We start from the raw sequence: 25,237 nt of genomic DNA, 5'->3' as shown, positions 1-25,237 counted from the left end.
GTTTTTTGAAGGTTATGGGCCTGGCTGAAGTAATTTCATGAAAACAGATTCTATGAAGAGATCAGCTCATGCAGCGGTTGTTGGCAGAAAAGGTCATCGGCATCTCCGAGTTTGCTCAGAACGCAGGTGATGGGGTACGGGAGGCGCAACAGGAGCCAATCGCAGTTCTAGAGAACAACAGAATCCAGGCGTATCCGATTTCGGCAGATTTGTATGGCGCGATGCTGGAGCGTCTGGATGATTTCGATTTGGCGGCGCTTGCTCTTGCCCGCAGTGGTGAAGACTCCGTGCCTGTGAGCCTTGATGCTCTGTAGAAGTGTTCAATCCGCAGGTGAATTGTTTCAAAACTTGACCACCTTTCCCCCCAAATGCGATATTGATAGTTAGCAAACTAACAGTGTGTATTTCCCCTCGTGCCGAAGAACCTCGACGCTCTCCAGATGAACATCAGCAGCTCCATGGTGGTGGCCGCCAGGCATTGGCGGAAGATCTGCCAGACCACGCTGGTCAACTATGGAATCTCCGAAGCCTGCGCCGTCCCGTTGTTGATGATCGGGCGCTTGGGCGAGGGCGTGCGGCAGGTGACGGTGGCGCAGGCGGCGGGGATGGAGAGTCCGTCCCTGGTGCGTTTGCTCGATCAGTTGTGTCATTCGGGCTACGTCTGCCGCACCGAAGATGCCCATGACCGGCGCGCCAAGTGCCTGAGCCTGACCGCCACCGGTCGCGAATTGGTGCAGGCCGTCGAAATCGAGCTGGTGCGATTGCGCCATGAAGTGCTTGAAGGCATCGACCAAAGCGATCTGGAAGCTACGCTTCGGGTACTGAAAGCCTTTGAAGCGGCGAATTCGCCGTCGGTGGTCAACCCTTGAGCGGATTTTTCAGCGGTATGCCCGCGGCGCGAGACTGGTTCTACGGTGTGCGTACTTTTGCCGCCTCGATGATCGCGTTGTACATCGCCCTGCTCATGCAAATGCCGCGTCCGTATTGGGCGATGGCCACGGTCTACATCGTGTCCAGCCCCTTTGTCGGTCCTACCAGTTCGAAGGCGCTGTACCGTGCCATCGGTACCTTTTTCGGCGCGGCGGCCGCGGTGCTTTTTGTGCCGATGTTTGTCCAGAGTCCCTACGTTTTGGTGGTGGTTATTGCGCTGTGGACCGGGACGCTGTTGTTCCTGTCCTTGCACCTGCGCACCGCCAACAACTACGCCTTGATGCTCGCCGGTTACACCTTGCCGCTGATCGCCTTGCCAGTGGTGAACAACCCGTTAGGCGTCTGGGATGTGGCAGAAGCGCGGACGGAAGAAATCTTCCTCGGCATCGCCGTGGCAGCGGTGGTCGGCGCCATGTTCTGGCCGCGGCGGCTGGCGCCGGTGTTCAACGACTCGGTGAGCAAATGGTTTGCCGATGCCTCGACGTACAGCCTGCGTTTCCTCAGCCGCCAGGTGCAGCCGGACGAAGTCAGTGCGCTGCGCTCCGCCATGGTCACGACCTTCAATACCCTGGAATTAATGATCGGCCAGTTGCCGCACGAGGGCGCGCACCGGCAAACCGTGCGCAACACCAAGGAATTGCGTGGGCGCATGATTCACCTGTTGCCGGTGATCGACGCCCTCGACGACGCGCTGTATGCCCTTGAGCGGCGTACGCCCGAGCTGGTGGAGAAGTTCGCACCGTTGCTGGCCGCTGCGACCGAATGGCTCAATCACAAAGACGCCGACCTCGCGCGCTGGCAGGCGCTGAAAGAACAGCTTGAGGCCCTGCAACCGTCCGCCGAAGCGCTTAACGATCGCAAACAGCTGCTGTTCTCCAATGCGTTGTATCGCCTCGGCGAGTGGATTGATGTGTGGCAAGACTGCCGCAGCCTGCAATACGCCATCCAGTGCGAAAGCCCGGACAGCTGGCGCGCCGTGTATCGCCACTGGCGCCTCGGTCGCCTGTCACCGTTTCTCGACCGTGGGTTGATGCTCTACTCGGCGGCCTCGACGGTCACCGCGATCATCGTTGCCTCGGTGCTGTGGATTCTGCTTGGCTGGACCGATGGCGGCTCGGCAGTGATTCTGGCCGCCGTGTCGTGCAGCTTTTTCGCCTCGATGGATGACCCGGCACCGCAGATTTACCGATTCTTCTTCTGGACCGCGATGTCGGTGGTGCTGGCCAGCCTTTACCTGTTTCTGGTGCTGCCCAACCTGCACGATTTCCCGATGCTGGTGTTGGCGTTTGCCGTGCCGTTTATCTGCATCGGCACCCTGACGGTCAAGCCGCAATTTTACCTGGGCATGCTCCTGACCCTCGTCAACACCTCGTCGTTTATCAGCATTCAGGGCGCCTACGATGCGGACTTCCTCAGTTTCGCCAACTCCAACCTGGCCGGCCCCATCGGGCTATTGTTTGCCTTCATCTGGACCCTGATCGCCCGGCCGTTCGGTGCGGAGCTGGCGGCCAAGCGGTTAACCCGCTTCAGTTGGCGCGACATCGTCAATCTCAGCAAACCGGCGAACCTGGCCGAACACCGGCAATTGGGCGTACACGTGCTCGATCGTCTGATGCAGCACTTGCCGCGTCTGGCCATGACTGGCCAGGACACCGGCATTGCGTTGCGTGAGGTGCGTGTGGCGCTGAACGTGCTCGATCTGCTGGCTTACACGCCGCGAGTGGACGGTGTACCGCGAGCGCTGCTGCATCAGGTGGTGGCGGAAGTCGGTGAGTATTTCAAGGCCTGCCTGAAGGCGGATGAGCGTCTGCCGGCCCCCGGCCCGTTGCTGATGACCCTCGACCGCGCCCGCCGGGCACTGGACACGAATTGTGATGAGGATGCCCGTCTGAATTTGTTGCATGCCCTGAGCGGCCTGCGCCTGGCGTTGTTGCCGGGCGTGGAATTCGTAAGCGTGGGCGAACTCGAAGAACCGCTGCCCCATGGCATCGATGGAGCGCCTTTATGATCGGTGATGTGGACATCAGCGGGGTGTTTCTGCCCACGCTGCTGGTACTGATGGGCATTACGTATGTGTTGTACCTGCTGGTGCACGGGTTGCTGATGAGCCTGCACTTTTACCGTCTGGTCTGGCACCGGGCATTGTTCAACGTGGCTCTCTACGCTTTGCTGCTCGGCGCCGTGGACTCACTCAGTCGATACCTGATGACATGAAAAAACCTTTTTTGACCCTGGGGCGCGTGGTGCTGACCCTGTTGATCGTGACCTTCGCCGTCGTCGTGGTCTGGCGCATGGTGATGTACTACATGTTTGCGCCGTGGACCCGCGACGGGCATATCCGTGCCGACATCGTGCAAATCGCCCCGGACGTGTCCGGGCTGATTCAGCAAGTGGACGTGCGCGACAACCAGTTGGTGAAACGCGGGCAGGTGTTGTTCAGCATCGATCAGGACCGTTTCAAACTGGCCCTGCGCCAAGCTAAAGCGACAGTCGCCGACCGTCAGGAAACCCTGGCTCAGGCGCAACGCGAAGCCAAGCGTAACCGTGGCCTGGGCAATCTGGTGCCGGGCGAGCAACTGGAAGAAAGTCAGTCCCGGGTGGCTCGCGCCGAAGTGGCGTTGATGGAAGCCCAAGTGGCGGTGGACAGCGCTCAACTGAACCTCGACCGCTCGACCATCCGCAGCCCGGTCGATGGCTATGTCAACGACCGTGCACCGCGGGCCCAGGAATTCGTCACCGCCGGGCGACCTGTGTTGTCGGTGGTCGACAGCAATTCATTCCACATCGACGGCTATTTCGAAGAAACCAAACTGAACGGCATTCATGTCGGCCAAAGCGTCGACATCCGCGTGATCGGCGACCGCGCGCGGCTGCGTGGTCATGTGGAAAGCATCGTCGCCGGCATCGAAGACCGCGACCGCACCATCGGCAACAACCTGCTGCCCAACGTCAACCCGGCATTCAGCTGGGTGCGCCTGGCACAGCGGATTCCGGTGCGGATTGTCTTTGACGATGTGCCGGCGGACTTCCGCATGATCGCCGGGCGGACTGCGACCGTGTCGATCATCGACGATCAACCGCAGGAGCCGGCGAAATGAGCAAGGCGTCGGGTTTGGCGGTTGCCGGATTAGGTTTGCTGCTATCGGCGTGTCAGGTCGTTGGCCCGGATTACCATTTGCCCGACGAAGCGGCTGTCCATCGACCCGATTTGCAGGGCGATCTGGCGGTCGACGGCAAAACGGTGGTGTCCGCCCCGGTGCCGGCCGATTGGTGGCGCCTGTACAAGGACCCGCGACTCGACCAGTTGGTACAACAGGCCATGGCGTCCAATACCGATTTGCGCGTTGCGGCGGCCAGTTTGTCGCGCTCCCGTGCTCAGGTCGATGAGGCAGAAGCGGCGGGTGGCTGGAGCGGCGGTGTGAAGATGGGCGCCCAGCGATTGCAGGAGTCTGGCCAAGCGTTCCTGCTTCCGGAAAAAGTGCCGGTGGCCAACGTCGGTGATATCGGCATCAGCGCGTCGTACCAGTTCGATCTGTTCGGCACGTTGCAGCGCGGCATCGAAGCGGCCAAGGCCAACGCCGATGCGACGCAGGCAGCTGCCGATACGGCTCGCATCACCGTGGTGGCCGACGTGGTCCGAGCCTACACCCAGGTGTGCGCGGCCAATGAGGAACGGGAGATTGCCCAGCACTCCCTCGACCTGCAGGCCCAGAGCACCACGCTGATCCAGCGCCTGCGCGATGCCGGCCGTGGCGACGAAACCCAGGTCACCCGTTCGCAAACCCAGTTCAAATCCCTGCGCGCCGACATGCCGCGCTATGAGGCCTCGCGTCAGGCCGGGCTGTATCGCCTGTCGATGTTGCTGGCCAAGCCAGTGGATCAACTGCCGGCCGGCACCGCCACCTGCGACGAGCTGCCGAAAATCGCGCAATTGATTCCGGTGGGCGATGGCGCCGCATTGCTCAAGCGTCGTCCCGATGTGCGGCAGGCCGAGCGCCGGCTGGCGACGGCGACGGCCGGGATTGGCGTCGCCACGGGTGAGCTTTACCCAAACATCAGCATCGGCGCGACCATCGGCACCGTCGGTATCCTCGACGATCTCGGCGACCCGTCCACCAACCGTTGGGGCTTCGGTCCGTCGCTGACCTGGAACGTGCCGACCAACGGCGCCCGGGCACGCATCCGCGAAGCCGAAGCGGTGACTCAGGCGACGCTGGCGCATTTCGATGGGGTGGTGCTCAACGCCATTCGCGAAACCCAGACCAGCCTGGCCCAGTACGCTGCGTTGTTGCAACGTCGTGACGCCCTGGCAGACGCCGAGCAATCGGCAAGACTGGCAGCGGACCAGACGCATCGTTTCTTCCAGGCCGGGCGCGAATCATTCCTGGCGGACCTGCAAGCGACCCGCACCTACACGGACGTCACTGCGCAACTCGCCGCTGCCAACACCCAGGTGGCCGCCAGCCAGATCGATTTGTTCCTCGCCTTGGGCGGCGGCTGGGAAAGCGGACGAACGCAAGGCACGAACGCCAGCAAACCCTGAGGCCGTTGCTATGCTTTGATTTGATGGAGTCGCGAGTCGACTTCATCGATCAAGCTCGCGTTGGTCATGGGGATTAAAAATAATGAAAAACCCTTATGCTCCTGGCTTTTGGTGCGCTATTGCAGCATTGGTTTTGCTGTCGGCCACCTATTTCTACGGCATCATGCTGGCCCACCAGATCGACAAGGCGCTGGTGTTTCTCGACAGCGCAACCGCGCTCATCGCCGTGATGGCGATCGTGGTGGTGGCCTGGGCTTCCGTCCAGGGTCAGCGCATCAAAAAAAGACAATTCGAACAAGGCAAGACCCTGGTGCTGATCTGGGATACCAAGGTGGCGCTGCGTCGTGTCGAAACGGTGTTTGACCAATATTTCTGGGGCAGCTACTGGCAACCGGGGCGCACGTTCCAGGAAGTCATGGGCGAACTCACTGGCACACCGCTGGAAAAAAGCCTCGAAACCTTGAAGAAGCAATGCCTGGCGTTGGATAAACAGGTGTCCGAGGACGGCTGGCACTGGCTCAACAATGCCCGCGAGCTGTCGGATGTCGCCACCAAGATGGCGCGGGAACGCTATCAACTCGACGTCTGTGATCCGCGCTCGGAGGTGACCGGCGGGGCGGTGATCAACCGCGACTTTGAGGTGCTGGTGTATACGTGGACGGCGCGGCTCAAGAGCTTTGATCATCAGCTGGATGAGATGGAAGTGCAGTATTCCTGATGTGTGTTGGCTGGGATGACGCCATCGCGAGCATGCTCACTCCTACAAGGGTTCTGTGAACGACACATAACCTTTGTAGGAGTGAGCCTGCTCGCGATGGCGATTTCATATCCGCCGAAACTCTCAACCGTCCCGAGTAGTCCATAGACACTCTTTAACCTTTAAACATTGGGCCGCCCGATGCGCCTAGTGCTAATCTCCACCCCACTTTTAGCGGAGTCGAGCCGCAACCCCCTCAAGGGTTCAGGGAAGACGACGACACCTTCAAACAACGGACATTGACTGGGTCATTCATGAATAAATCAGCAGGCGTGCTTCTTGGAATCGTCGTAGCCATCGGTGCAATCAGCGCGGGTGGAGCCTGGTACACCGGGACCAAAATCGAAGGCGTGTTGAACACCTCGATCGCCGACGCCAACAAAGAGCTGAAGGCTGCGCTGGTCGGTTCCAATGGCACGGCCTCGCTGGAGCTGGTGTCGCTTGAGCGTCATGTGTTCAGCAGCACCGCGCACTACCGCCTCAAGGGCGAAGGCGAGATGTTTGGTGAAGCCCCGATTGAGTTGCTCTTTGTCGACCACATCGAACATGGCCCGCTGCCGTTCTCGCGTCTGGTCTCGTTGAAGTGGTTGCCGGTCATGGCCACCAGTCACTACGAACTGGAACGCACCCCGCTCACCGAGAAATGGTTTGCTGCCGCCAAAGACAAATCCCCGCTCACCGGCGTGGTCAACATCGGTTACGACAACGCCACCAATGGCACCCTCGAATTCCTGCCACTGGATGTCGCGCTGGATGACAAGTCCAACCTGAAATTCTCCGGTTTGAACCTCGAAGTCGCCGCCAGCGCCCAGGCCCAGAAGATCAAGGCCAACGGCTACATGGACAGCCTGACGCTGACCACCGTGGCTGAAGATCAGACCCCGGTGAAGGTCGAGCTCAATGGCCTGACCATGGCCAGTAACCTGGTAAAAAGCACTTACGGTTTTTACACCGGCGAGAACACCCTCGAGCTGAGCGACAGCAAATCCACCTTCGGTCCCAAGCAATCGGTGCTGGGCCTGAAGAAATTTGAAATGAAAAACCTGACCGAGGAATCGGGCACCAGCGCTTCGGGGCGTGCCGATTACAAAGTGGGTGAAGTGTCGGTGAACGGCAAGGCGGTCGGTTCCGCGCAAATGGCCATGAGCCTGAAGAACCTCGATATCCCGGCGACCATGTCGCTGATGCAGGTCTACCAGACCAAACTGCAGCCTTACGAGAAAGCCGCCGCCGAGGCCGCTGCGGCCGGTCAGCCGTCTCCAGAACTGGTCCTGACCCCGGCCGAAGAGGCGCAGGTCAAAACAGGCCTTGAAAAACTGCTGGCTGCCGGCCCGCAGGTGGCGTTGGAAAACCTGTCGTTCAACACCACCAATGGCGAAAGCCGCGCCAATCTGGTGCTCGACCTGACCAAACCACCGACCATGGACCTGCCGCCCGATCAACTGACTCAACAGTTGATTGCACTGCTGGATATCAATGTAAAAGTGTCCAAGCCAATGCTCGTCGACGTGTTCACCGTGCAAAGCCAGCTTGATGGTCAGACCGACGCCAAGCTCATCGCCGACCAGGCGACCGCCACGGCCGACATGTTCGGCAGCATGGCGGTCGGTACGCAATTCGCCAAACTGGACGGCAACAACATCGTCAGCAAATTTCACTACGCCAACAATCAGGTGGAATTCAACGGCCAGAAAATGACCGTAGAAGAGTTTGTGGGCTTCGTGATGAGCAAAATCGGTGGTGGTGCTGAAATCCAGGAATAAAACCAGTCGTTCAAAACAACGCCCGACTTCTGCTGCACGCAGAGGCCGGGCGTTTTGCTGTCGGGTGTTTGCCTGCTAACTCATGTCCCGAATCAGTTGCCACGCTTCATCCATTGAGAGCGGCTGCTTCATGCGTTCGGCGAGCAGCGCCATGGCCCGTTCTTCATCGCAGGCAACCGCAGCCGCCACTACGCCGTTCTTGCCGAACAGGCCTATAAAGGGCGGGCGGTAGGGATCACCCTTGAACTCCACTTCGTCCCAGGCTTCGGCATGGCCGAGATAGTCGTAGTTTTTGCCGAAGTGCCAGGTCCAGAAATACGGTACGTCGAGGTAATGCTCGTCAGCGCCCAGCATATTCGCGGCGGCGATCCGCGCCTGTTGTTGAGCCAGGCGCCAATGCTCGATGCGCTGAGGCTGGCCGTTGAGCGGGAAGGTCGCGATATCGCCGACTGCCCACACCCCGTCGGTAACGCGCATGGCGCCATCGACCTTCAGCGAGCGGTCTTTTTCCTTGGGCAGATCGGTAAACGGATCGGTTGCGGGGGTGACGCCGATGCCGGCCAGCACCAGGTCCGCCGGCAAACGTTGACCATTGTCCAGGCACACCGCTTCGACGTTTTCCGTGCCTTCTATATAAGAGGCTTCGCCTTCGGTATGAAACACCACGCCATTGGCCTCATGAAGGGCGCGAATCGCTTTGCCGACGGTTTCGCCAAATTGCGCGACGAAGGGGATGGCATGCCGGGCCAGAACAGTCACTTCCAAGCCGTATTCACGCAGGGCTGACGCGGATTCCAGTGCTATAAAGCTGTCGCCGATGATTACTGCGCGCTGGCCGGGTTTTGCCGCCTGCAGAATCTCCCGTGCCTGATCTTTTGAGCGCAACACGAACACTTGCGGCAAATCCGCGCCAGGCAGCGTGAGAGGATTGGGCTTGCCGCCGGTGGCAAGCAACGCGGCGTCATACCTCAACGATCGACCCTCAGTCAGCCGCAGGGTTTTGCTCGACGAGTCCAGGCTGGCGACTTCACCGCTGATGCGCTCGATACGCTGTTCGCGATAAAACGCCTCGTCCCTCAGCGGCGGGATTTCTTCCGGCGGCATCTCCCCGGCGATAACAAATTTGCTCAGGACGGTGCGGTCGTAGCCGGCATCGACTTCGCGGTCGATCAGCAGCACTTGGCCGCCGAAGCCCTTTTCGCGCAGCGCCGCCGCACACGCCGTACCGGCCGCCCCGGCCCCGACGATGACAAATGTCCGTTCGTCGTCTGCCGGCGGTGTATGCGCATCGGCTAATGGCTGGTCGTCGACCCAGATCTCGCCCTCGCGTACTTCCAGCGGATAGCGCTTGAGACTGTCCAGGGCCGGCGGTTCGCACAATGCCCCGTCCTCAATCCGATACGCCGCTTTGTGCCACGGGCAGATCAAGCGTCCGTGGCACAGCGCGCCTTCCGCCAACGGTGCCCCGGCATGCGGGCATTCGCCCTGATAGGCGCGTAACTGATCGCCCACTCGCAACAAAACGATTTTGGTGTCTGCAACCCGGACTTCAAGGCCCCGGCTCTCGGACACATCGGCGAAATGCGCAACGCGGTGCAGTGCCATGATGGCTCTCCAGACAGACTTTCACTTAAGAGTTTGGCGCTTTACGCGAGGTTCAGCCAATTCCCACTGCCACCGCACGAACGGTACAGCTATAGTTCGCAAGCCGACGACGGCCCTATCCGCACAAGGTGCTCCGGAATGACCCGATTGACCTCTCTGAACCCTTGGCTGGCGGCCGTTGCAGTCGCCCTTTGCGTGCAATTTCCGGCGCAGGCCCAGGAGCGTTTCACCCTGAACATTCCAGGTGTAACGGATGACCGGCTGTTTACCTCGGCGGCTGCCAGCGATGCTCCGGGTTGTGGCGGACACAATGCGTCACCGGCGCTGAACTGGAACACCGGTCCGGCGGGAACACTGAGTTATGCCATCGTCATGCACGACCCGGACGGCCAAAAGGGCCAAGGTGTTGATCATTGGGTGCATTACGGCATCAAGGCCACCACGCACCAGATTCCTGCCGGCGTCGGGGCAAAATCAGCCCTTGAAGGTGTCAGCGGCACCAACAGCAAAGGCACCCCCGGTTACATGGGGCCCTGCCCACCGACTGGCGACAGCGCCCATCACTACATTATTCAGTTGTATGCGCTGGACCTCGCTCCAGACGCCTTGCCTGCCGGCCTGACGCGTGCGCAACTGCTGGAAAAAATCAAAGGTCATGTGCTGAGGAACAGCAGCGTGGTGCGCCGTTACCACCGCTGAGTTTAATTTTCAGCCGGTTTAACCCGAACCTGAACGGGAGCTCGTCTCAGAGGATGAATGGATCAATTTCCTCCTGAGGTCAGCCCCCATGTCCCTCCCTCTGCATTTCCTCCGCCCGGCCGCCCAGGGATTCACCACCGGGTTGCTGCTGGCCATCGCCGGTTGCGGCGTTTCCTCCGCACCCGATTCCGCGCAAGTGTCGCCACCGGCTCAAAGCGAGATGAAGGCGGCTGGGGTGGTGCGCAGTGAAGCGCCGCTGGCGGATAGGTCGATGGCCAGGCGCAGCGCACGTCCGGCACCGGTCGCAAGTGTTGCACCTGAGTCATTCCCACCGGGGTATCGGGATGAACAGCGAGAGCAATACCAGGCGCTGGCGGACAACCCCATCCACAGCGTGGCCGAGGCGCCGGTCTCGACCTTCAGTGCCGATGTGGATACTGGCGCTTACGCCAACGTCCGACGGTTACTGAATCAGGGGCGCTTGCCTCCCGACGGCGCTGTGCGCCTGGAGGAAATGGTCAATTACTTCCCCTACGACTATGCGTTACCCACCGACGGCTCGCCATTCGGCGTGACCACTGAAGTGGCATCGTCACCCTGGAACCCGCATACGCGCCTGCTGCGCATCGGCATCAAGGCGTCTGACCGCGCGGTAGCGGAACTGGCCCCGGCGAACCTGGTGTTTCTGGTGGACGTGTCTGGTTCAATGGACCGCCGCGAAGGTCTGCCGCTGGTCAAAAGCACCCTGAAATTGCTGGTTGATCAATTGCGCGAACAGGATCGTGTTTCGTTGGTGGTCTACGCTGGCGATTCGCGTGTGGTGCTCGAGCCAACTTCCGGACGCGAAAAGGCGAAAATTCGTACAGCAATCGATCAATTGACCGCCGGCGGTTCGACCGCTGGCGCGTCGGGCATCGAACTGGCCTATCAAATGGCGCAGCAGGCGTTTATCCCCAAGGGAATCAACCGCATCCTGCTGGCCACCGACGGTGACTTCAATGTCGGCATCAGCGATTTCGATAGCCTCAAGCAACTGGCTGTGGATAAACGCAAGACTGGCGTTTCCCTGACGACCCTGGGTTTTGGGGTGGATAACTACAATGAACACCTGATGGAGCAACTGGCCGACGCCGGGGACGGTAACTACGCCTACATCGACAACCTGCGTGAAGCGCGCAAGGTGCTGGTGGATCAGCTCGGCTCAACGCTCGCGGTCGTGGCGAAGAACGTCAAGCTGCAAGTGGAGTTCAATCCGGCTCAGGTCAGCGAGTATCGACTGTTGGGGTATGAAAATCGGACGTTGAAGCGCGAGGATTTCAGCAACGACAAAGTCGATGCGGGCGAGATCGGTGCAGGGCACACGGTGACGGCGCTGTATGAAATTGTGCCCAAGGGTGAGAAGGGATGGCTGGAGCCTTTGCGCTATGGCAAACCTGAGTCGTCCGTTTCCGGGAGTTCCGGAGAACTGGCGATGCTGCGAGTGAGGTATCAGCTGCCCGAAGGTGGGAATAGTCGCTTGATCGAGCGACCCATCACTGACAGTCAATCCGGCAAAGCCAGCGATGACCTGAGGTTTGCGGCGGCCGTCGCCGCGTTTTCCCAGCAGCTTAAAGATGGGCGGTATACCGGTGATTTCAGTTTGAGGGACACGCAAGCACTGGCTCGCGGTGCGCGGGGAGAGGATCGATTCGGGCTGCGTGCCGAGTTCGTGCAGTTGGTAGCGTTAGCACAAAGCCTGCGCACCACGACGGCATCGAACAGTGAGCCGCTTATTAAAGGAGGCTACAACTGACATGTCAGCTCTTGAGCCGGGCGACGAAGCGCTGCTGGCCCGTTATCGAGCAGGTGACGGGCCAGCGTTCGAGATCTTGTACGCTCGCCATCGTTTGGGCCTCTATCGATTCCTGCTCGGCCTCAGCGGTAAACCCGAGCTGGCCGAAGAGGTTTACCAGGACACTTGGCTGAGCCTGATTCGCAGTACCAGTCAGCCACAAGGTCGGGCGAACTTTCGTACGTGGCTTTACCAGATCGCCCGTAATCGACTGATCGATCACTGGCGTAAGCACGGAGTCCACAACCCCTTGCACGACAGCTATGACGAACAGGCTCATGCAGTCATTGATGAGGCGACCGATCCGGAGCAACTGCTAAGCCTGAGTCGCGACAGTCAGCGCTTGGAAACGGCGCTGCAAAATCTGCCTGCTGACCAGCGTGAGGTCTTCCTCCTGCGTGCCCATGGCAATCTCGATCTGGCGCAGATCGCCATGCTCATTGGAGCACCGCTGGAAACCGTCAAAAGCCGTTTGCGTTACGCCCAGCAAAAACTGCGTCGGCTGCTGGCCGAGGAGGTACTGATATGACTGACGCCCGTCCTGCACCTGAAGATGATGTGGTGAAGCACTTTCGTGAGCACGCGACGGGTGAACCGCCGGCTCATCTGGATTCATTGATCCTTGCCGTGGCCCATAAGGAAGCTCCGGTGCCGAAGCCAAACCTGTGGCAGCGCTGGATTCAGGCGTGCCAGAAGCCTCGCTGGCAGGTTGCGTTTGCCAGCCTTGTGGGTGTCGCGTTGATGCTGGCGTTGGCGCAGCGTACGCCGGAGCAATCGCCGGGCTATGACTTCGTCACGGCGCCCAAGGCATCCGCCCCGGTCGTCAAAAAAGAAGCTGCGCGCTCTCTGGCTGCCCCGGCGGCGCCGATGGCCGATGTTGCTGCGCCCGCGCAGAGCGAGCCGATTAATGCCGAGAGGGCCGAAGAGGCGAAAATTGCTAAACGTGCAGCGGCGCCGGCAATAGCGCTGGATGAGCAACTGCGTGAGGTGGTGCGCCTGCAGAATGCCGGTCAGGTACAGGCGGCAGATACATTAATGAAGGCATTGCACAAACGCTTTCCTGACGAAAACGTCGAGGCCCGACTCAAGGAAATGCCCAGAAACTGAGTTGCAAGACGGTCAGCCATTTGGCATCCGTGCCCGAAAGCGCGCACTATCGGGTCGTAGCCGATGCGTTGGAGGAAGCCGTGGCGAAAAAAATCGATCGCATCGCCCAAATGCTCAACTGCCCCGTGAAGGGGGAGGAACTAAGACGGGCAATTACTGAGAGTCGTAAGGATTTCCTCCTTAACCAACCGGAAGCGGAGGAGGTTGATGAGGAGGACTTTGAGGACGATGAGGAGTGGGACGACGATCTCGACTGGACGACCGAGTAGTCGCGTCGCTGGTTTACCCAGCCAATGCGGCTTGGGAGGGGGCTGAAAAGGCCTCTGTAGTACAGGCGTTCGGACGGGGAAAGAAAGTTCAAAAAGAGACTTGACGTAGTATTGGAACGCTGTAGAATTCGCCTCCCGCTACCGAGTGATCGGAAGCGCAAGTGGTTGAAGTTGTTAAAGATTTCCAAGCGAAACTTTGAAAACTTCTGAAAATAACCGCTTGACAGCAACAGAGGCTGCTGTAGAATGCGCGCCTCGGTTGAGACGAAAGATCTTAACCAGCCGCTCTTTAACAACTGAATCAAGCAATTCGTGTGGGTGCTTGTGGAGTCAGACTGATAGTCAACAAGATTATCAGCATCACAAGTTACTCCGCGAGAAATCAAAGATGTAACCAACGATTGCTGAGCCAAGTTTAGGGTTTCTTAAAAACCCAAAGATGTTTGAACTGAAGAGTTTGATCATGGCTCAGATTGAACGCTGGCGGCAGGCCTAACACATGCAAGTCGAGCGGTAGAGAGAAGCTTGCTTCTCTTGAGAGCGGCGGACGGGTGAGTAATGCCTAGGAATCTGCCTGGTAGTGGGGGATAACGCTCGGAAACGGACGCTAATACCGCATACGTCCTACGGGAGAAAGCAGGGGACCTTCGGGCCTTGCGCTATCAGATGAGCCTAGGTCGGATTAGCTAGTTGGTGAGGTAATGGCTCACCAAGGCGACGATCCGTAACTGGTCTGAGAGGATGATCAGTCACACTGGAACTGAGACACGGTCCAGACTCCTACGGGAGGCAGCAGTGGGGAATATTGGACAATGGGCGAAAGCCTGATCCAGCCATGCCGCGTGTGTGAAGAAGGTCTTCGGATTGTAAAGCACTTTAAGTTGGGAGGAAGGGTTGTAACCTAATACGTTGCAATCTTGACGTTACCGACAGAATAAGCACCGGCTAACTCTGTGCCAGCAGCCGCGGTAATACAGAGGGTGCAAGCGTTAATCGGAATTACTGGGCGTAAAGCGCGCGTAGGTGGTTCGTTAAGTTGGATGTGAAATCCCCGGGCTCAACCTGGGAACTGCATTCAAAACTGACGAGCTAGAGTATGGTAGAGGGTGGTGGAATTTCCTGTGTAGCGGTGAAATGCGTAGATATAGGAAGGAACACCAGTGGCGAAGGCGACCACCTGGACTGATACTGACACTGAGGTGCGAAAGCGTGGGGAGCAAACAGGATTAGATACCCTGGTAGTCCACGCCGTAAACGATGTCAACTAGCCGTTGGGAGCCTTGAGCTCTTAGTGGCGCAGCTAACGCATTAAGTTGACCGCCTGGGGAGTACGGCCGCAAGGTTAAAACTCAAATGAATTGACGGGGGCCCGCACAAGCGGTGGAGCATGTGGTTTAATTCGAAGCAACGCGAAGAACCTTACCAGGCCTTGACATCCAATGAACTTTCCAGAGATGGATTGGTGCCTTCGGGAACATTGAGACAGGTGCTGCATGGCTGTCGTCAGCTCGTGTCGTGAGATGTTGGGTTAAGTCCCGTAACGAGCGCAACCCTTGTCCTTAGTTACCAGCACGTTATGGTGGGCACTCTAAGGAGACTGCCGGTGACAAACCGGAGGAAGGTGGGGATGACGTCAAGTCATCATGGCCCTTACGGCCTGGGCTACACACGTGCTACAATGGTCGGTACAGAGGGTTGCCAAGCCGCGAGGTGGAGCTAATCCCAGAAAACCGATCGTAGTCCGGATCGCAGTCTGCAACTCGACTGCGTGAAGTCGGAATCGCTAGTAATCGCGAATCAGAATGTCGCGGTGAATACGTTCCCGGGCCTTGTACACACCGCCCGTCACACCATGGGAGTGGGTTGCACCAGAAGTAGCTAGTCTAACCCTCGGGAGGACGGTTACCACGGTGTGATTCATGACTGGGGTGAAGTCGTAACAAGGTAGCCGTAGGGGAACCTGCGGCTGGATCACCTCCTTAATCGACGACATCAGCTGCTCCATAAGTTCCCACACGAATTGCTTGATTCATTGAAGAAGACGAAAGAAGCAGCCCGAAATTGGGTCTGTAGCTCAGTTGGTTAGAGCGCACCCCTGATAAGGGTGAGGTCGGCAGTTCGAATCTGCCCAGACCCACCAATTTTGTGTGGGAAACGCCTGTAGAAATACGGGGCCATAGCTCAGCTGGGAGAGCGCCTGCCTTGCACGCAGGAGGTCAACGGTTCGATCCCGTTTGGCTCCACCACTACTGCTTCTGTTAGTAAGAAAGCTTAGAAATGAGCATTCCATCGTTGAGATGGTGAATGTTGATTTCTAGTCTTTGACTAGTTCGTTCTTTAAAAATTTGGGTATGTGATAGAAAGATAGACTGAACGTTACTTTCACTGGTAACGGATCAGGCTAAGGTAAAATTTGTGAGTTGCTCTTAATTGAGTATTATCGAATTTTCGGCGAATGTCGTCTTCACAGTATAACCAGATTGCTTGGGGTTATATGGTCAAGTGAAGAAGCGCATACGGTGGATGCCTTGGCAGTCAGAGGCGATGAAAGACGTGGTAGCCTGCGAAAAGCTTCGGGGAGTCGGCAAACAGACTTTGATCCGGAGATGTCTGAATGGGGGAACCCAGCCATCATAAGATGGTTATCTTAAGCTGAATACATAGGCTTAAGAGGCGAACCAGGGGAACTGAAACATCTAAGTACCCTGAGGAAAAGAAATCAACCGAGATTCCCTTAGTAGTGGCGAGCGAACGGGGACTAGCCCTTAAGTGGCTTTGAGATTAGCGGAACGCTCTGGAAAGTGCGGCCATAGTGGGTGATAGCCCTGTACGCGAAAATCTCTTAGTCATGAAATCGAGTAGGACGGAGCACGAGAAACTTTGTCTGAATATGGGGGGACCATCCTCCAAGGCTAAATACTACTGACTGACCGATAGTGAACTAGTACCGTGAGGGAAAGGCGAAAAGAACCCCGGAGAGGGGAGTGAAATAGATCCTGAAACCGTATGCGTACAAGCAGTGGGAGCCCACTTGTTGGGTGACTGCGTACCTTTTGTATAATGGGTCAGCGACTTATTTTCAGTGGCGAGCTTAACCGAATAGGGGAGGCGTAGCGAAAGCGAGTCTTAATAGGGCGTCTAGTCGCTGGGAATAGACCCGAAACCGGGCGATCTATCCATGGGCAGGTTGAAGGTTGGGTAACACTAACTGGAGGACCGAACCGACTACCGTTGAAAAGTTAGCGGATGACCTGTGGATCGGAGTGAAAGGCTAATCAAGCTCGGAGATAGCTGGTTCTCCTCGAAAGCTATTTAGGTAGCGCCTCATGTATCACTGTAGGGGGTAGAGCACTGTTTCGGCTAGGGGGTCATCCCGACTTACCAAACCGATGCAAACTCCGAATACCTACAAGTGCCGAGCATGGGAGACACACGGCGGGTGCTAACGTCCGTCGTGAAAAGGGAAACAACCCAGACCGTCAGCTAAGGTCCCAAAGTTATGGTTAAGTGGGAAACGATGTGGGAAGGCTTAGACAGCTAGGAGGTTGGCTTAGAAGCAGCCACCCTTTAAAGAAAGCGTAATAGCTCACTAGTCGAGTCGGCCTGCGCGGAAGATGTAACGGGGCTCAAACCATACACCGAAGCTACGGGTATCACTTAGGTGATGCGGTAGAGGAGCGTTCTGTAAGCCTGTGAAGGTGAGTTGAGAAGCTTGCTGGAGGTATCAGAAGTGCGAATGCTGACATGAGTAACGACAATGGGTGTGAAAAACACCCACGCCGAAAGACCAAGGTTTCCTGCGCAACGTTAATCGACGCAGGGTTAGTCGGTCCCTAAGGCGAGGCTGAAAAGCGTAGTCGATGGAAAACAGGTTAATATTCCTGTACTTCTGGTTATTGCGATGGAGGGACGGAGAAGGCTAGGCCAGCTTGGCGTTGGTTGTCCAAGTTTAAGGTGGTAGGCTGGAATCTTAGGTAAATCCGGGATTCTAAGGCCGAGAGCTGATGACGAGTGTTCTTTTAGAACACGAAGTGGTTGATGCCATGCTTCCAAGAAAAGCTTCTAAGCTTCAGGTAACCAGGAACCGTACCCCAAACCGACACAGGTGGTTGGGTAGAGAATACCAAGGCGCTTGAGAGAACTCGGGTGAAGGAACTAGGCAAAATGGCACCGTAACTTCGGGAGAAGGTGCGCCGGTGAGGGTGAAGCATTTACTGCGTAAGCCCATGCCGGTCGAAGATACCAGGCCGCTGCGACTGTTTATTAAAAACACAGCACTCTGCAAACACGAAAGTGGACGTATAGGGTGTGACGCCTGCCCGGTGCCGGAAGGTTAATTGATGGGGTTAGCTAACGCGAAGCTCTTGATCGAAGCCCCGGTAAACGGCGGCCGTAACTATAACGGTCCTAAGGTAGCGAAATTCCTTGTCGGGTAAGTTCCGACCTGCACGAATGGCGTAACGATGGCGGCGCTGTCTCCACCCGAGACTCAGTGAAATTGAAATCGCTGTGAAGATGCAGTGTATCCGCGGCTAGACGGAAAGACCCCGTGAACCTTTACTATAGCTTTGCACTGGACTTTGAATTTGCTTGTGTAGGATAGGTGGGAGGCTTTGAAGCGTGGACGCCAGTTCGCGTGGAGCCAACCTTGAAATACCACCCTGGCAACTTTGAGGTTCTAACTCAGGTCCGTTATCCGGATCGAGGACAGTGTATGGTGGGTAGTTTGACTGGGGCGGTCTCCTCCTAAAGAGTAACGGAGGAGTACGAAGGTGCGCTCAGACCGGTCGGAAATCGGTCGTAGAGTATAAAGGCAAAAGCGCGCTTGACTGCGAGACAGACACGTCGAGCAGGTACGAAAGTAGGTCTTAGTGATCCGGTGGTTCTGTATGGAAGGGCCATCGCTCAACGGATAAAAGGTACTCCGGGGATAACAGGCTGATACCGCCCAAGAGTTCATATCGACGGCGGTGTTTGGCACCTCGATGTCGGCTCATCACATCCTGGGGCTGAAGCCGGTCCCAAGGGTATGGCTGTTCGCCATTTAAAGTGGTACGCGAGCTGGGTTTAGAACGTCGTGAGACAGTTCGGTCCCTATCTGCCGTGGACGTTTGAGATTTGAGAGGGGCTGCTCCTAGTACGAGAGGACCGGAGTGGACGAACCTCTGGTGTTCCGGTTGTCACGCCAGTGGCATTGCCGGGTAGCTATGTTCGGAATAGATAACCGCTGAAAGCATCTAAGCGGGAAACTAGCCTCAAGATGAGATCTCACTGGGACCTTGAGTCCCCTGAAGGGCCGTCGAAGACTACGACGTTGATAGGTTGGGTGTGTAAGCGCTGTGAGGCGTTGAGCTAACCAATACTAATTGCCCGTGAGGCTTGACCATATAACACCCAAGCAATTTGCGTCGAAAGGCCAGATTGCGGTGTGTGAAGACGATACAAAGTCGAAAATTCGAAACGAAACACACAAATCTATTGCATACCCATTCGCTGGAGCGTGATCTCGCAAGAGAAAACGACCTGGCTACCGAATTTCTTGACGACCATAGAGCATTGGAACCACCTGATCCCATCCCGAACTCAGCAGTGAAACGATGCATCGCCGATGGTAGTGTGGGGTTTCCCCATGTGAGAGTAGGTCATCGTCAAGATTAAATTCCGAAACCCCTATCTGCGTATGCAGGTAGGGGTTTTGTTTTGCCCGCTGGAAAGTTCATACCGTAGTGCTTTATTTCAATTGGGGTGTGAGCCTCATACTTTAAAGGGAGGTTCTGATGGCGAGCCGCCTGTTCAAGGCTCTGACCATGGCTTCCAAGCCGCGTGGCAGCCCCTGAGACTCGATTCAGGGCTTGCGTGGCGACACACTGCCCCTGACGCTCTCGCAAGCCTCAGATAGCGAGCGGATGCACAGCCCCTCAGTTCACGCCAAAAACAACGTCATTGTCCGAAGTTGAAAAATCGTCACCCACAAAAAAGCCCCAGACCCTAAGGTCTGAGGCTTTTTCATTTGCAGCGTATGGTGCACCAGGCGGGATTCGAACCCACGACCCCTGCCTTCGGAGGGCAGTACTCTATCCAGCTGAGCTACTGGTGCAAGCGGGCGCCATGATACTCATATGTGCTGCGTGCGTCCATGCTGCTGAATCGCCTGTGTTTTTTGAAAGCGTAACCTGCGTTTGCTACGTTGATCAGAAAAATTAGGCAAATGCGGCGTTTTCGTTCTTTTTTTCGAACAGGCTATTGTCCTTTACCCCCTTTGATCCTAGGATTCGTTTGAGATTTCAAACGCTCTTGTCTGGGTGCTGAACCGCACGGTATCAATCAGTGCGCTATTTATGTGCTTCAGCCCAGTGAATGATTTCCCTGACGGCAGCCTATAGGGCGCCTTTCTACAATCATAATTTGCTCCGCGCCTGCCGCGGTGCTGTTAAGGAAAGCCGACATGCAGCTTAAAGACACCCAGTTGTTCCGCCAGCAAGCCTTTATCGATGGCGCTTGGGTCGACGCGGACAATGGTCAGACGATCAAAGTGAACAACCCGGCCACCGGCGAAATTCTGGGCACCGTGCCGAAAATGGGCGCTGCCGAAACCCGCCGTGCGATCGAAGCCGCTGACAAAGCGCTGCCGGCCTGGCGTGCACTGACCGCCAAGGACCGCGCGAACAAGCTGCGTCGTTGGTTCGAACTGATTATCGAGAACCAGGATGACCTGGCTCGCCTGATGACCCTCGAGCAGGGCAAGCCATTGGCCGAAGCCAAGGGCGAAATCGTTTACGCCGCTTCCTTCATTGAATGGTTCGCCGAAGAAGCCAAGCGCGTCTACGGTGACGTGATACCGGGTCACCAGCCAGACAAGCGTCTGATCGTGATCAAGCAACCAATCGGCGTGACCGCTGCAATCACCCCGTGGAACTTCCCGGCCGCAATGATCACCCGTAAAGCCGGCCCAGCCCTGGCTGCCGGTTGCACCATGGTGCTCAAGCCTGCTTCGCAAACTCCGTTCTCCGCGTTCGCCCTGGCTGAACTGGCTCAGCGCGCTGGCATTCCAGCTGGTGTGTTCAGCGTTGTTTCCGGCAGCGCCGGCGACATCGGTAGCGAGCTGACCAGCAACCCGATCGTTCGCAAACTGTCCTTCACCGGCTCGACCGAAATCGGTCGCCAGCTCATGGCTGAATGCGCCAAGGACATCAAGAAAGTGTCCCTGGAACTGGGCGGCAACGCACCGTTCATCGTGTTCGACGACGCGGACCTGGATAAGGCCGTCGAAGGCGCGATCATTTCCAAGTACCGCAACAACGGCCAGACCTGCGTCTGTGCCAACCGCCTGTACATTCAGGATTCGGTCTACGACGCGTTCGCCGAGAAGCTGAAAGTGGCCGTGGCCAAACTCAAGATCGGCAACGGTCTGGAAGAAGGCACCACCACTGGCCCGCTGATCGACGAAAAAGCCGTGGCCAAGGTTCAAGAGCACATTGCTGACGCGATCAGCAAAGGCGCAACCGTTCTGGCCGGTGGCAAGGTCATGGAAGGCAACTTCTTCGAGCCGACCATCCTGACCAACGTGCCGAAAAACGCTGCTGTGGCCAAGGAAGAAACCTTCGGTCCATTGGCGCCGCTGTTCCGTTTCAAAGACGAAGCCGAAGTGATCGCGATGTCCAACGACACCGAGTTCGGTCTGGCTTCCTACTTCTATGCGCGCGACCTGGGTCGTGTGTTCCGTGTGGCTGAAGCCCTGGAATACGGCATGGTCGGCGTCAACACCGGGTTGATCTCCAACGAAGTCGCGCCGTTCGGCGGCATCAAGGCGTCGGGCCTGGGCCGTGAAGGCTCCAAGTACGGCATCGAAGATTACCTGGAAATCAAATACCTCTGCCTGGGCATCTAAGCCCGGCAAGGCATTGCTTCAAGCGGAAAGGGCACGAGAGCGCTGTCCCTTTCTGCGCTTCACACGGAATTTTCTCTGTGGCCGGGAAAGCTGTGGCAGTCGATCATCGCATGCTGCCGTAGTTGCCTCCCCGCCGCATTTTCCTTGAACCACGCCGCCCGATGAGCGGTGAATGAGGACTTTATGAGCAAGACAAACGCATCCCTGATGAAACGCCGCGAAGCCGCTGTACCGCGCGGTGTTGGCCAGATTCACCCGATCTTCGCCGACCACGCGAAGAACGCCACCGTGACTGACGTTGAAGGTCGCGAGTTCATCGACTTCGCCGGCGGTATCGCCGTGCTGAACACCGGTCACGTACACCCGAAAATCATCGCCGCCGTCACCGAGCAGTTGAACAAGCTGACCCACACGTGCTTCCAGGTACTGGCCTACGAACCGTACGTAGAGCTGTGCGAAAAAATCAACGCCAAGGTACCTGGTGATTTCGCCAAGAAAACCTTGCTGGTCACTACCGGTTCCGAAGCGGTGGAAAACGCCGTGAAAATCGCTCGTGCCGCCACTGGCCGCGCTGGCGTGATCGCCTTCACTGGCGCTTACCACGGTCGCACCATGATGACCCTGGGCCTGACCGGTAAAGTCGTGCCTTACTCGGCCGGCATGGGCTTGATGCCAGGCGGCATCTTCCGCGCGCTGTACCCGAATGAACTGCACGGTGTGAGCGTCGACGACTCGATCGCCAGCATCGAACGCATCTTCAAGAACGACGCTGAGCCGCGTGACATCGCTGCCATCATCATCGAACCAGTTCAGGGCGAAGGCGGTTTCTACGTCGCGCCTAAAGAGTTCATGAAGCGTCTGCGCGCCCTGTGCGACCAGCACGGCATCCTGTTGATCGCTGACGAAGTGCAAACCGGCGCTGGCCGTACCGGCACCTTCTTCGCCATGGAACAGATGGGCGTGTCCGCCGACCTGACCACCTTCGCCAAATCCATCGCTGGCGGCTTCCCGTTGGCCGGTGTGTGCGGCAAGGCCGAATACATGGACGCCATCGCTCCAGGCGGCCTGGGCGGCACCTACGCCGGTAGCCCGATCGCTTGCGCTGCGGCCCTGGCCGTGATGGAAGTGTTCGAAGAAGAACACCTGCTGGACCGTTGTAAAGCTGTTGGCGAGCGTCTGGTGACTGGCCTCAAGGCTATCCAGGCCAAGTACCCGGTGATCGGCGAAGTCCGTGCCCTGGGCGCGATGATCGCTGTCGAGCTGTTCGAAAACGGCGACAGCCACAAGCCAAACGCTGCTGCGGTAGCCTCGGTTGTGGCCAAGGCTCGCGACAAAGGCCTGATCCTGCTGTCCTGCGGCACCTACGGCAACGTTCTGCGCGTCCTGGTACCGCTGACTGCGCCGGACGAGCAACTGGACAAAGGTCTGGCGATCATCGAAGAGTGCTTCTCCGAGCTGTGATCACCTAGTGTGTGACCTGATCGACAAAAAACCCGCTTCGGCGGGTTTTTTTACGCCTCTTGAAACACATTCAGGTCATTTGATTTGTCTCGAATCGCCAGTGTTGACTATGGTTCATAGCATTGCGAGGGAGCGTGCTGCATGACTGTCGTTGATTTACCCGCTGCACCGAGGGTGTTGATTGTCGAGGCCGACCCGTGGTCTCGAGACTTGCTCAAGCAGGTGTTATTGAAAGTGCGCTGCGATGCGCGAGTAGACCTGTGCGCCGATGGCCAACAGGCAATCGACCGGCTGGCGGAAATTCCCTACGACCTGGCGATCGTTGACTGGGAGTTGCCCGGTGTCGATGGCTTGAATGTCTTGCGTAACGTGCGTCAGCGCCGACGCAATCCACCGCTGCCGTTCATTCTGATGAGCAGCCGCAACGACAGTGGCAGCGTGCACGAGGCTTTGCCTTTGGCGCCCACGGCGTACCTGACCAAACCCCTGAACATGGAAAACCTGACCCAGCGTCTGCAGGAGTTGCTGCTGAACGCCGGTGAAGAGGTTTCCTGCGAGGTGCCAAGGTTGGCGCCGGGCATGACGTTATCGGTGTACCTGGAGCGACGGCGAGACCTGACGGACGGTGCGCCGTTGATGACTGATGTACAGATAGCAGTCCAGCGCAGCCTCAATCCGAGCGGTCTCGATCTGAAACGACTGGAGGACGAGATTCGCACCGATCCGCAGATTACCGCTGTGCTGATTGCCGCCGCGAACAGCGCGGCGCATCACCTTGGCGATCCCGTGCAAACCCTGTCCCAGGCCTTGCACCGTTTAGGCTCCGGACAAAGCATGAATCTCATTCTGGGGTTGGCCCTTAAGCGCAGTGCGCGGCTCGACGATCCGCTACTGGCGGACTATGCCGAACGTAACTGGGAGTTGTCCCTGCACACCGCCGAGTACGCCCGCACGCTGGCACGCTTGCTGGATCTGGAACAAGAGCGCTGTTACTGCGCAGGCATGCTGCATCGTCTTGGTGACCTGGCTCTGCTGCGATGTTTACAAGAGTGGAAGCAGGGCGGAGGTGATCTGGACGAGTGGGAGGAAGTCGGCGATGCGCTGGCCAAGTTCGGCGCGGCCTACGGTTCGGCACTGCGCACCCGCTGGCGTCTGCCGCTGGAGCTGAGAGAGTTGATCGCGTCGGTCTATCAGCTCGGTGGCGGGGTTTACTCACGCGAGGCGCTGGTGATGAACATGGCGGCGCAATTGGCGCGCCTGACCGAGCATGAGGGCGTGGAAGCATTGGCGAAAAGCCGAACAGCGCGGTTGCTCAAGATCGGTTTGCCGGAACTGATGCGATTACGCAAAAAGTAATCCATACACAATCCCTGGAGGAGTTCGGCGGATTAACCGGAAATGATCCGGTTCTTGCCCTGCCGCTTGGCTTCATACATCGCCGCATCTGCCCTGGCAAACAGGCTGTCGAGGCTTTCGTCCTCGTTGGTGAGACTGGTCAGCCCCTGGCTGACAGTAATGCCAAACGTCTGGTCGTCATGGCTAAAGCTCAATTGCTGAATCTGCCGTTGCAATCTTTCCGCCACTTGCAGGGCCATGTCCGGCGCACAGCCAGGAAACACCGCCGCAAACTCTTCACCACCGATCCGTCCGAACACATCGCCTCGGCGAAGCGCCGCGCGACCGCTCTCTGCGATCTGTTGCAGCACTACGTCACCTTGTGGATGACCGTACGTGTCGTTGACCCCTTTGAAATCATCGATGTCCAGCAGCAGAAACGCCAGCGGTGTGCCTTGCTTGCGTGCCTGTGCAAACTCCTTTTGCGCGCATTCGAAGAAGTGCCGGCGATTGCTGCTTTGAGTCAGCACGTCAGTGGTGGCCAGGCGTTGCAGTTCGGCTTCCATCCGCTTCTTTTCGGTGATGTCTTCGGCAATGCCGACAATGATCACGGGTTGGCCGGGTTCCGCCTGACGATTGATGAAGCATTTGTCGCTGAGCCAACGCACCTGCCCATCGGCATCGATGATGCGGTATTCGCGGTCTTCAACCGCACCTTTGACCAGCACGTCGGCCAGGCTGCGCTCGGCATAGTCCAGGTCGTCGGGGTAAATGCTGTCGCGCCATTCGTTGTAGTCGGACAGCAAACTGCCGGCGGAGCGGCCGAAAATTCGCTCATAAGCCGGGCTGACGTAAAGCACCTGCCGGGTTTCCCAGTTGAATGCCCACAACACCGCGTTGACACTCACCAGCAGCGAACTGAACAGCTGTTCGCGTTCGCTCAGGCGCGCCACTTCACTTTGGGCATGCATCAGCGCCATCAGGGTTTGAGCTGTGTCGGGCGATTGCGCAAAGGATGAGTCGTGCAGGTTTTTTGGGACCATAGGGAC

18 protein-coding genes, 3 tRNA genes and 3 rRNA genes are annotated in these 25,237 nt (G+C 57.7%); 21 read left to right on the top strand and 3 right to left on the bottom strand.

Going from position 1 to position 25,237, the window contains the following annotated elements:
• The first annotated feature begins 68 nt into the window (after positions 1-68).
• The 8 genes from AB4N43_RS15750 to AB4N43_RS15715 all read left to right on the top strand — a co-directional run bounded on the left by AB4N43_RS15750 (position 69) and on the right by AB4N43_RS15715 (position 7,993).
• Entirely contained in the window at positions 69-314 is a 246-nt protein-coding gene (locus AB4N43_RS15750; protein ID WP_460151661.1) for a type II toxin-antitoxin system Phd/YefM family antitoxin, read from the top strand.
• Between the two features lie 126 nt (positions 315-440).
• Positions 441-869, top strand: a complete 429-nt coding sequence (locus AB4N43_RS15745) for a MarR family winged helix-turn-helix transcriptional regulator (protein WP_027926009.1) — start codon at positions 441-443, stop codon at positions 867-869.
• The gene (locus AB4N43_RS15740) at positions 866-2,938 is read left to right on the top strand and encodes an FUSC family protein (RefSeq protein WP_027926008.1); all 2,073 of its coding nucleotides are present in this window, start codon (positions 866-868) and stop codon (positions 2,936-2,938) included. The genes AB4N43_RS15745 and AB4N43_RS15740 overlap by 4 nt, the downstream gene beginning before the upstream one ends.
• Positions 2,935-3,144, top strand: a complete 210-nt coding sequence (locus AB4N43_RS15735) for a DUF1656 domain-containing protein (RefSeq protein WP_460151659.1) — start codon at positions 2,935-2,937, stop codon at positions 3,142-3,144. The genes AB4N43_RS15740 and AB4N43_RS15735 overlap by 4 nt, the downstream gene beginning before the upstream one ends.
• Positions 3,141-4,028 carry an efflux RND transporter periplasmic adaptor subunit gene (locus AB4N43_RS15730; protein WP_194941126.1) on the top strand — a complete coding sequence of 296 codons (888 nt, stop codon included), beginning with the start codon at positions 3,141-3,143 and terminating at the stop codon, positions 4,026-4,028. The genes AB4N43_RS15735 and AB4N43_RS15730 overlap by 4 nt, the downstream gene beginning before the upstream one ends.
• Entirely contained in the window at positions 4,025-5,473 is a 1,449-nt protein-coding gene (locus tag AB4N43_RS15725) for an efflux transporter outer membrane subunit (protein ID WP_460151657.1), read from the top strand. The genes AB4N43_RS15730 and AB4N43_RS15725 overlap by 4 nt, the downstream gene beginning before the upstream one ends.
• A gap of 82 nt (positions 5,474-5,555) precedes the next feature.
• On the top strand, positions 5,556-6,191 hold the full coding sequence (locus AB4N43_RS15720) for a hypothetical protein (protein WP_027926004.1): 636 nt from the start codon (positions 5,556-5,558) through the stop codon (positions 6,189-6,191).
• A 293-nt stretch (positions 6,192-6,484) separates the two neighbouring features.
• Complete coding sequence (locus tag AB4N43_RS15715) at positions 6,485-7,993, top strand: YdgA family protein (RefSeq protein WP_027926003.1); 1,509 nt, start codon at positions 6,485-6,487, stop codon at positions 7,991-7,993.
• A 75-nt stretch (positions 7,994-8,068) separates the two neighbouring features.
• Here the strand turns inward: AB4N43_RS15715 and AB4N43_RS15710 are convergent, their stop codons facing one another.
• Complete coding sequence (locus AB4N43_RS15710; RefSeq protein ID WP_194941124.1) at positions 8,069-9,598, bottom strand: apoptosis inducing factor family protein; 1,530 nt, start codon at positions 9,596-9,598, stop codon at positions 8,069-8,071.
• 138 nt (positions 9,599-9,736) lie between these two features.
• On the opposite strand from AB4N43_RS15710, the gene AB4N43_RS15705 reads away from it, so the two are divergent.
• From AB4N43_RS15705 to rrf, 10 genes are all read left to right on the top strand, one after another.
• The gene (locus AB4N43_RS15705; protein WP_027926001.1) at positions 9,737-10,297 is read left to right on the top strand and encodes a YbhB/YbcL family Raf kinase inhibitor-like protein; all 561 of its coding nucleotides are present in this window, start codon (positions 9,737-9,739) and stop codon (positions 10,295-10,297) included.
• Between the two features lie 88 nt (positions 10,298-10,385).
• Complete coding sequence (locus AB4N43_RS15700; RefSeq protein WP_460151654.1) at positions 10,386-12,089, top strand: vWA domain-containing protein; 1,704 nt, start codon at positions 10,386-10,388, stop codon at positions 12,087-12,089.
• Position 12,090: 1 nt separating this feature from the next.
• A complete protein-coding gene (locus tag AB4N43_RS15695) occupies positions 12,091-12,657 on the top strand; it encodes an RNA polymerase sigma factor (RefSeq protein ID WP_027925999.1) in 567 nt (188 codons plus the stop codon).
• Entirely contained in the window at positions 12,654-13,235 is a 582-nt protein-coding gene (locus tag AB4N43_RS15690) for a hypothetical protein (protein ID WP_027925998.1), read from the top strand. Before AB4N43_RS15695 ends, AB4N43_RS15690 begins: the two co-directional genes overlap by 4 nt.
• A gap of 20 nt (positions 13,236-13,255) precedes the next feature.
• Positions 13,256-13,504 (top strand): hypothetical protein, encoded by a 249-nt coding sequence (locus tag AB4N43_RS15685; RefSeq protein WP_027925997.1) that lies wholly within the window; start codon positions 13,256-13,258, stop codon positions 13,502-13,504.
• A 445-nt stretch (positions 13,505-13,949) separates the two neighbouring features.
• A 16S ribosomal RNA gene (locus tag AB4N43_RS15680) occupies positions 13,950-15,486 on the top strand.
• An 81-nt stretch (positions 15,487-15,567) separates the two neighbouring features.
• Positions 15,568-15,644 (top strand) — tRNA-Ile (locus AB4N43_RS15675).
• Positions 15,645-15,674: 30 nt separating this feature from the next.
• Positions 15,675-15,750 (top strand) — tRNA-Ala (locus AB4N43_RS15670).
• A 250-nt stretch (positions 15,751-16,000) separates the two neighbouring features.
• Positions 16,001-18,891 (top strand): 23S ribosomal RNA (locus tag AB4N43_RS15665).
• Between the two features lie 151 nt (positions 18,892-19,042).
• Positions 19,043-19,158 (top strand): 5S ribosomal RNA (rrf, locus tag AB4N43_RS15660).
• Together the 16S, 23S and 5S rRNA genes with 2 tRNA genes alongside form the textbook arrangement of a ribosomal RNA operon.
• A 366-nt stretch (positions 19,159-19,524) precedes the next feature.
• Here the strand turns inward: rrf and AB4N43_RS15655 are convergent.
• Positions 19,525-19,601 (bottom strand) — tRNA-Arg (locus AB4N43_RS15655).
• Positions 19,602-19,949: 348 nt separating this feature from the next.
• On the opposite strand from AB4N43_RS15655, the gene gabD reads away from it, so the two are divergent.
• The 3 genes from gabD to AB4N43_RS15640 all read left to right on the top strand — a co-directional run bounded on the left by gabD (position 19,950) and on the right by AB4N43_RS15640 (position 24,209).
• Entirely contained in the window at positions 19,950-21,392 is a 1,443-nt protein-coding gene (gene gabD / locus AB4N43_RS15650; protein WP_008148203.1) for an NADP-dependent succinate-semialdehyde dehydrogenase, read from the top strand.
• Between the two features lie 183 nt (positions 21,393-21,575).
• Complete coding sequence (gabT, locus tag AB4N43_RS15645; RefSeq protein ID WP_027922279.1) at positions 21,576-22,853, top strand: 4-aminobutyrate--2-oxoglutarate transaminase; 1,278 nt, start codon at positions 21,576-21,578, stop codon at positions 22,851-22,853.
• Positions 22,854-22,994: 141 nt separating this feature from the next.
• Positions 22,995-24,209, top strand: coding sequence for an HDOD domain-containing protein (locus tag AB4N43_RS15640; RefSeq protein ID WP_460151652.1), 1,215 nt, complete (start codon positions 22,995-22,997; stop codon positions 24,207-24,209).
• A gap of 32 nt (positions 24,210-24,241) precedes the next feature.
• Here AB4N43_RS15640 and AB4N43_RS15635 read toward each other — a convergent pair whose 3' ends face one another.
• Positions 24,242-25,231, bottom strand: coding sequence for a GGDEF domain-containing protein (locus tag AB4N43_RS15635; RefSeq protein WP_059181843.1), 990 nt, complete (start codon positions 25,229-25,231; stop codon positions 24,242-24,244).
• Positions 25,232-25,237: the final 6 nt, after the last annotated feature.

The sequence above is a fragment of the Pseudomonas sp. S2_B07 genome (genome assembly GCF_054668435.1).
The sequence above is the reverse complement of the archived record's forward strand: the minus strand, read 5'-3'. Positions and strand labels throughout refer to the sequence as shown.

Excerpts from the sequence above, each read along its gene's own strand:
- AB4N43_RS15750 (WP_460151661.1), top strand. The coding sequence starts at position 69 with ATGCAGCGGTTGTTGGCAGAAAAGGTCATCGGCATCTCCGAGTTTGCT.
- AB4N43_RS15745 (WP_027926009.1), top strand. The coding sequence starts at position 441 with ATGAACATCAGCAGCTCCATGGTGGTGGCCGCCAGGCATTGGCGGAAG.
- AB4N43_RS15735 (WP_460151659.1), top strand. The coding sequence starts at position 2,935 with ATGATCGGTGATGTGGACATCAGCGGGGTGTTTCTGCCCACGCTGCTG.
- AB4N43_RS15730 (WP_194941126.1), top strand. The coding sequence starts at position 3,141 with ATGAAAAAACCTTTTTTGACCCTGGGGCGCGTGGTGCTGACCCTGTTG.
- AB4N43_RS15725 (WP_460151657.1), top strand. The coding sequence starts at position 4,025 with ATGAGCAAGGCGTCGGGTTTGGCGGTTGCCGGATTAGGTTTGCTGCTA.
- AB4N43_RS15720 (WP_027926004.1), top strand. The coding sequence starts at position 5,556 with ATGAAAAACCCTTATGCTCCTGGCTTTTGGTGCGCTATTGCAGCATTG.
- AB4N43_RS15715 (WP_027926003.1), top strand. The coding sequence starts at position 6,485 with ATGAATAAATCAGCAGGCGTGCTTCTTGGAATCGTCGTAGCCATCGGT.
- AB4N43_RS15710 (WP_194941124.1), bottom strand. The coding sequence starts at position 9,598 with ATGGCACTGCACCGCGTTGCGCATTTCGCCGATGTGTCCGAGAGCCGG.
- AB4N43_RS15705 (WP_027926001.1), top strand. The coding sequence starts at position 9,737 with ATGACCCGATTGACCTCTCTGAACCCTTGGCTGGCGGCCGTTGCAGTC.
- AB4N43_RS15700 (WP_460151654.1), top strand. The coding sequence starts at position 10,386 with ATGTCCCTCCCTCTGCATTTCCTCCGCCCGGCCGCCCAGGGATTCACC.
- AB4N43_RS15695 (WP_027925999.1), top strand. The coding sequence starts at position 12,091 with ATGTCAGCTCTTGAGCCGGGCGACGAAGCGCTGCTGGCCCGTTATCGA.
- AB4N43_RS15690 (WP_027925998.1), top strand. The coding sequence starts at position 12,654 with ATGACTGACGCCCGTCCTGCACCTGAAGATGATGTGGTGAAGCACTTT.
- gabD (WP_008148203.1), top strand. The coding sequence starts at position 19,950 with ATGCAGCTTAAAGACACCCAGTTGTTCCGCCAGCAAGCCTTTATCGAT.
- gabT (WP_027922279.1), top strand. The coding sequence starts at position 21,576 with ATGAGCAAGACAAACGCATCCCTGATGAAACGCCGCGAAGCCGCTGTA.
- AB4N43_RS15640 (WP_460151652.1), top strand. The coding sequence starts at position 22,995 with ATGACTGTCGTTGATTTACCCGCTGCACCGAGGGTGTTGATTGTCGAG.
- AB4N43_RS15635 (WP_059181843.1), bottom strand. The coding sequence starts at position 25,231 with ATGGTCCCAAAAAACCTGCACGACTCATCCTTTGCGCAATCGCCCGAC.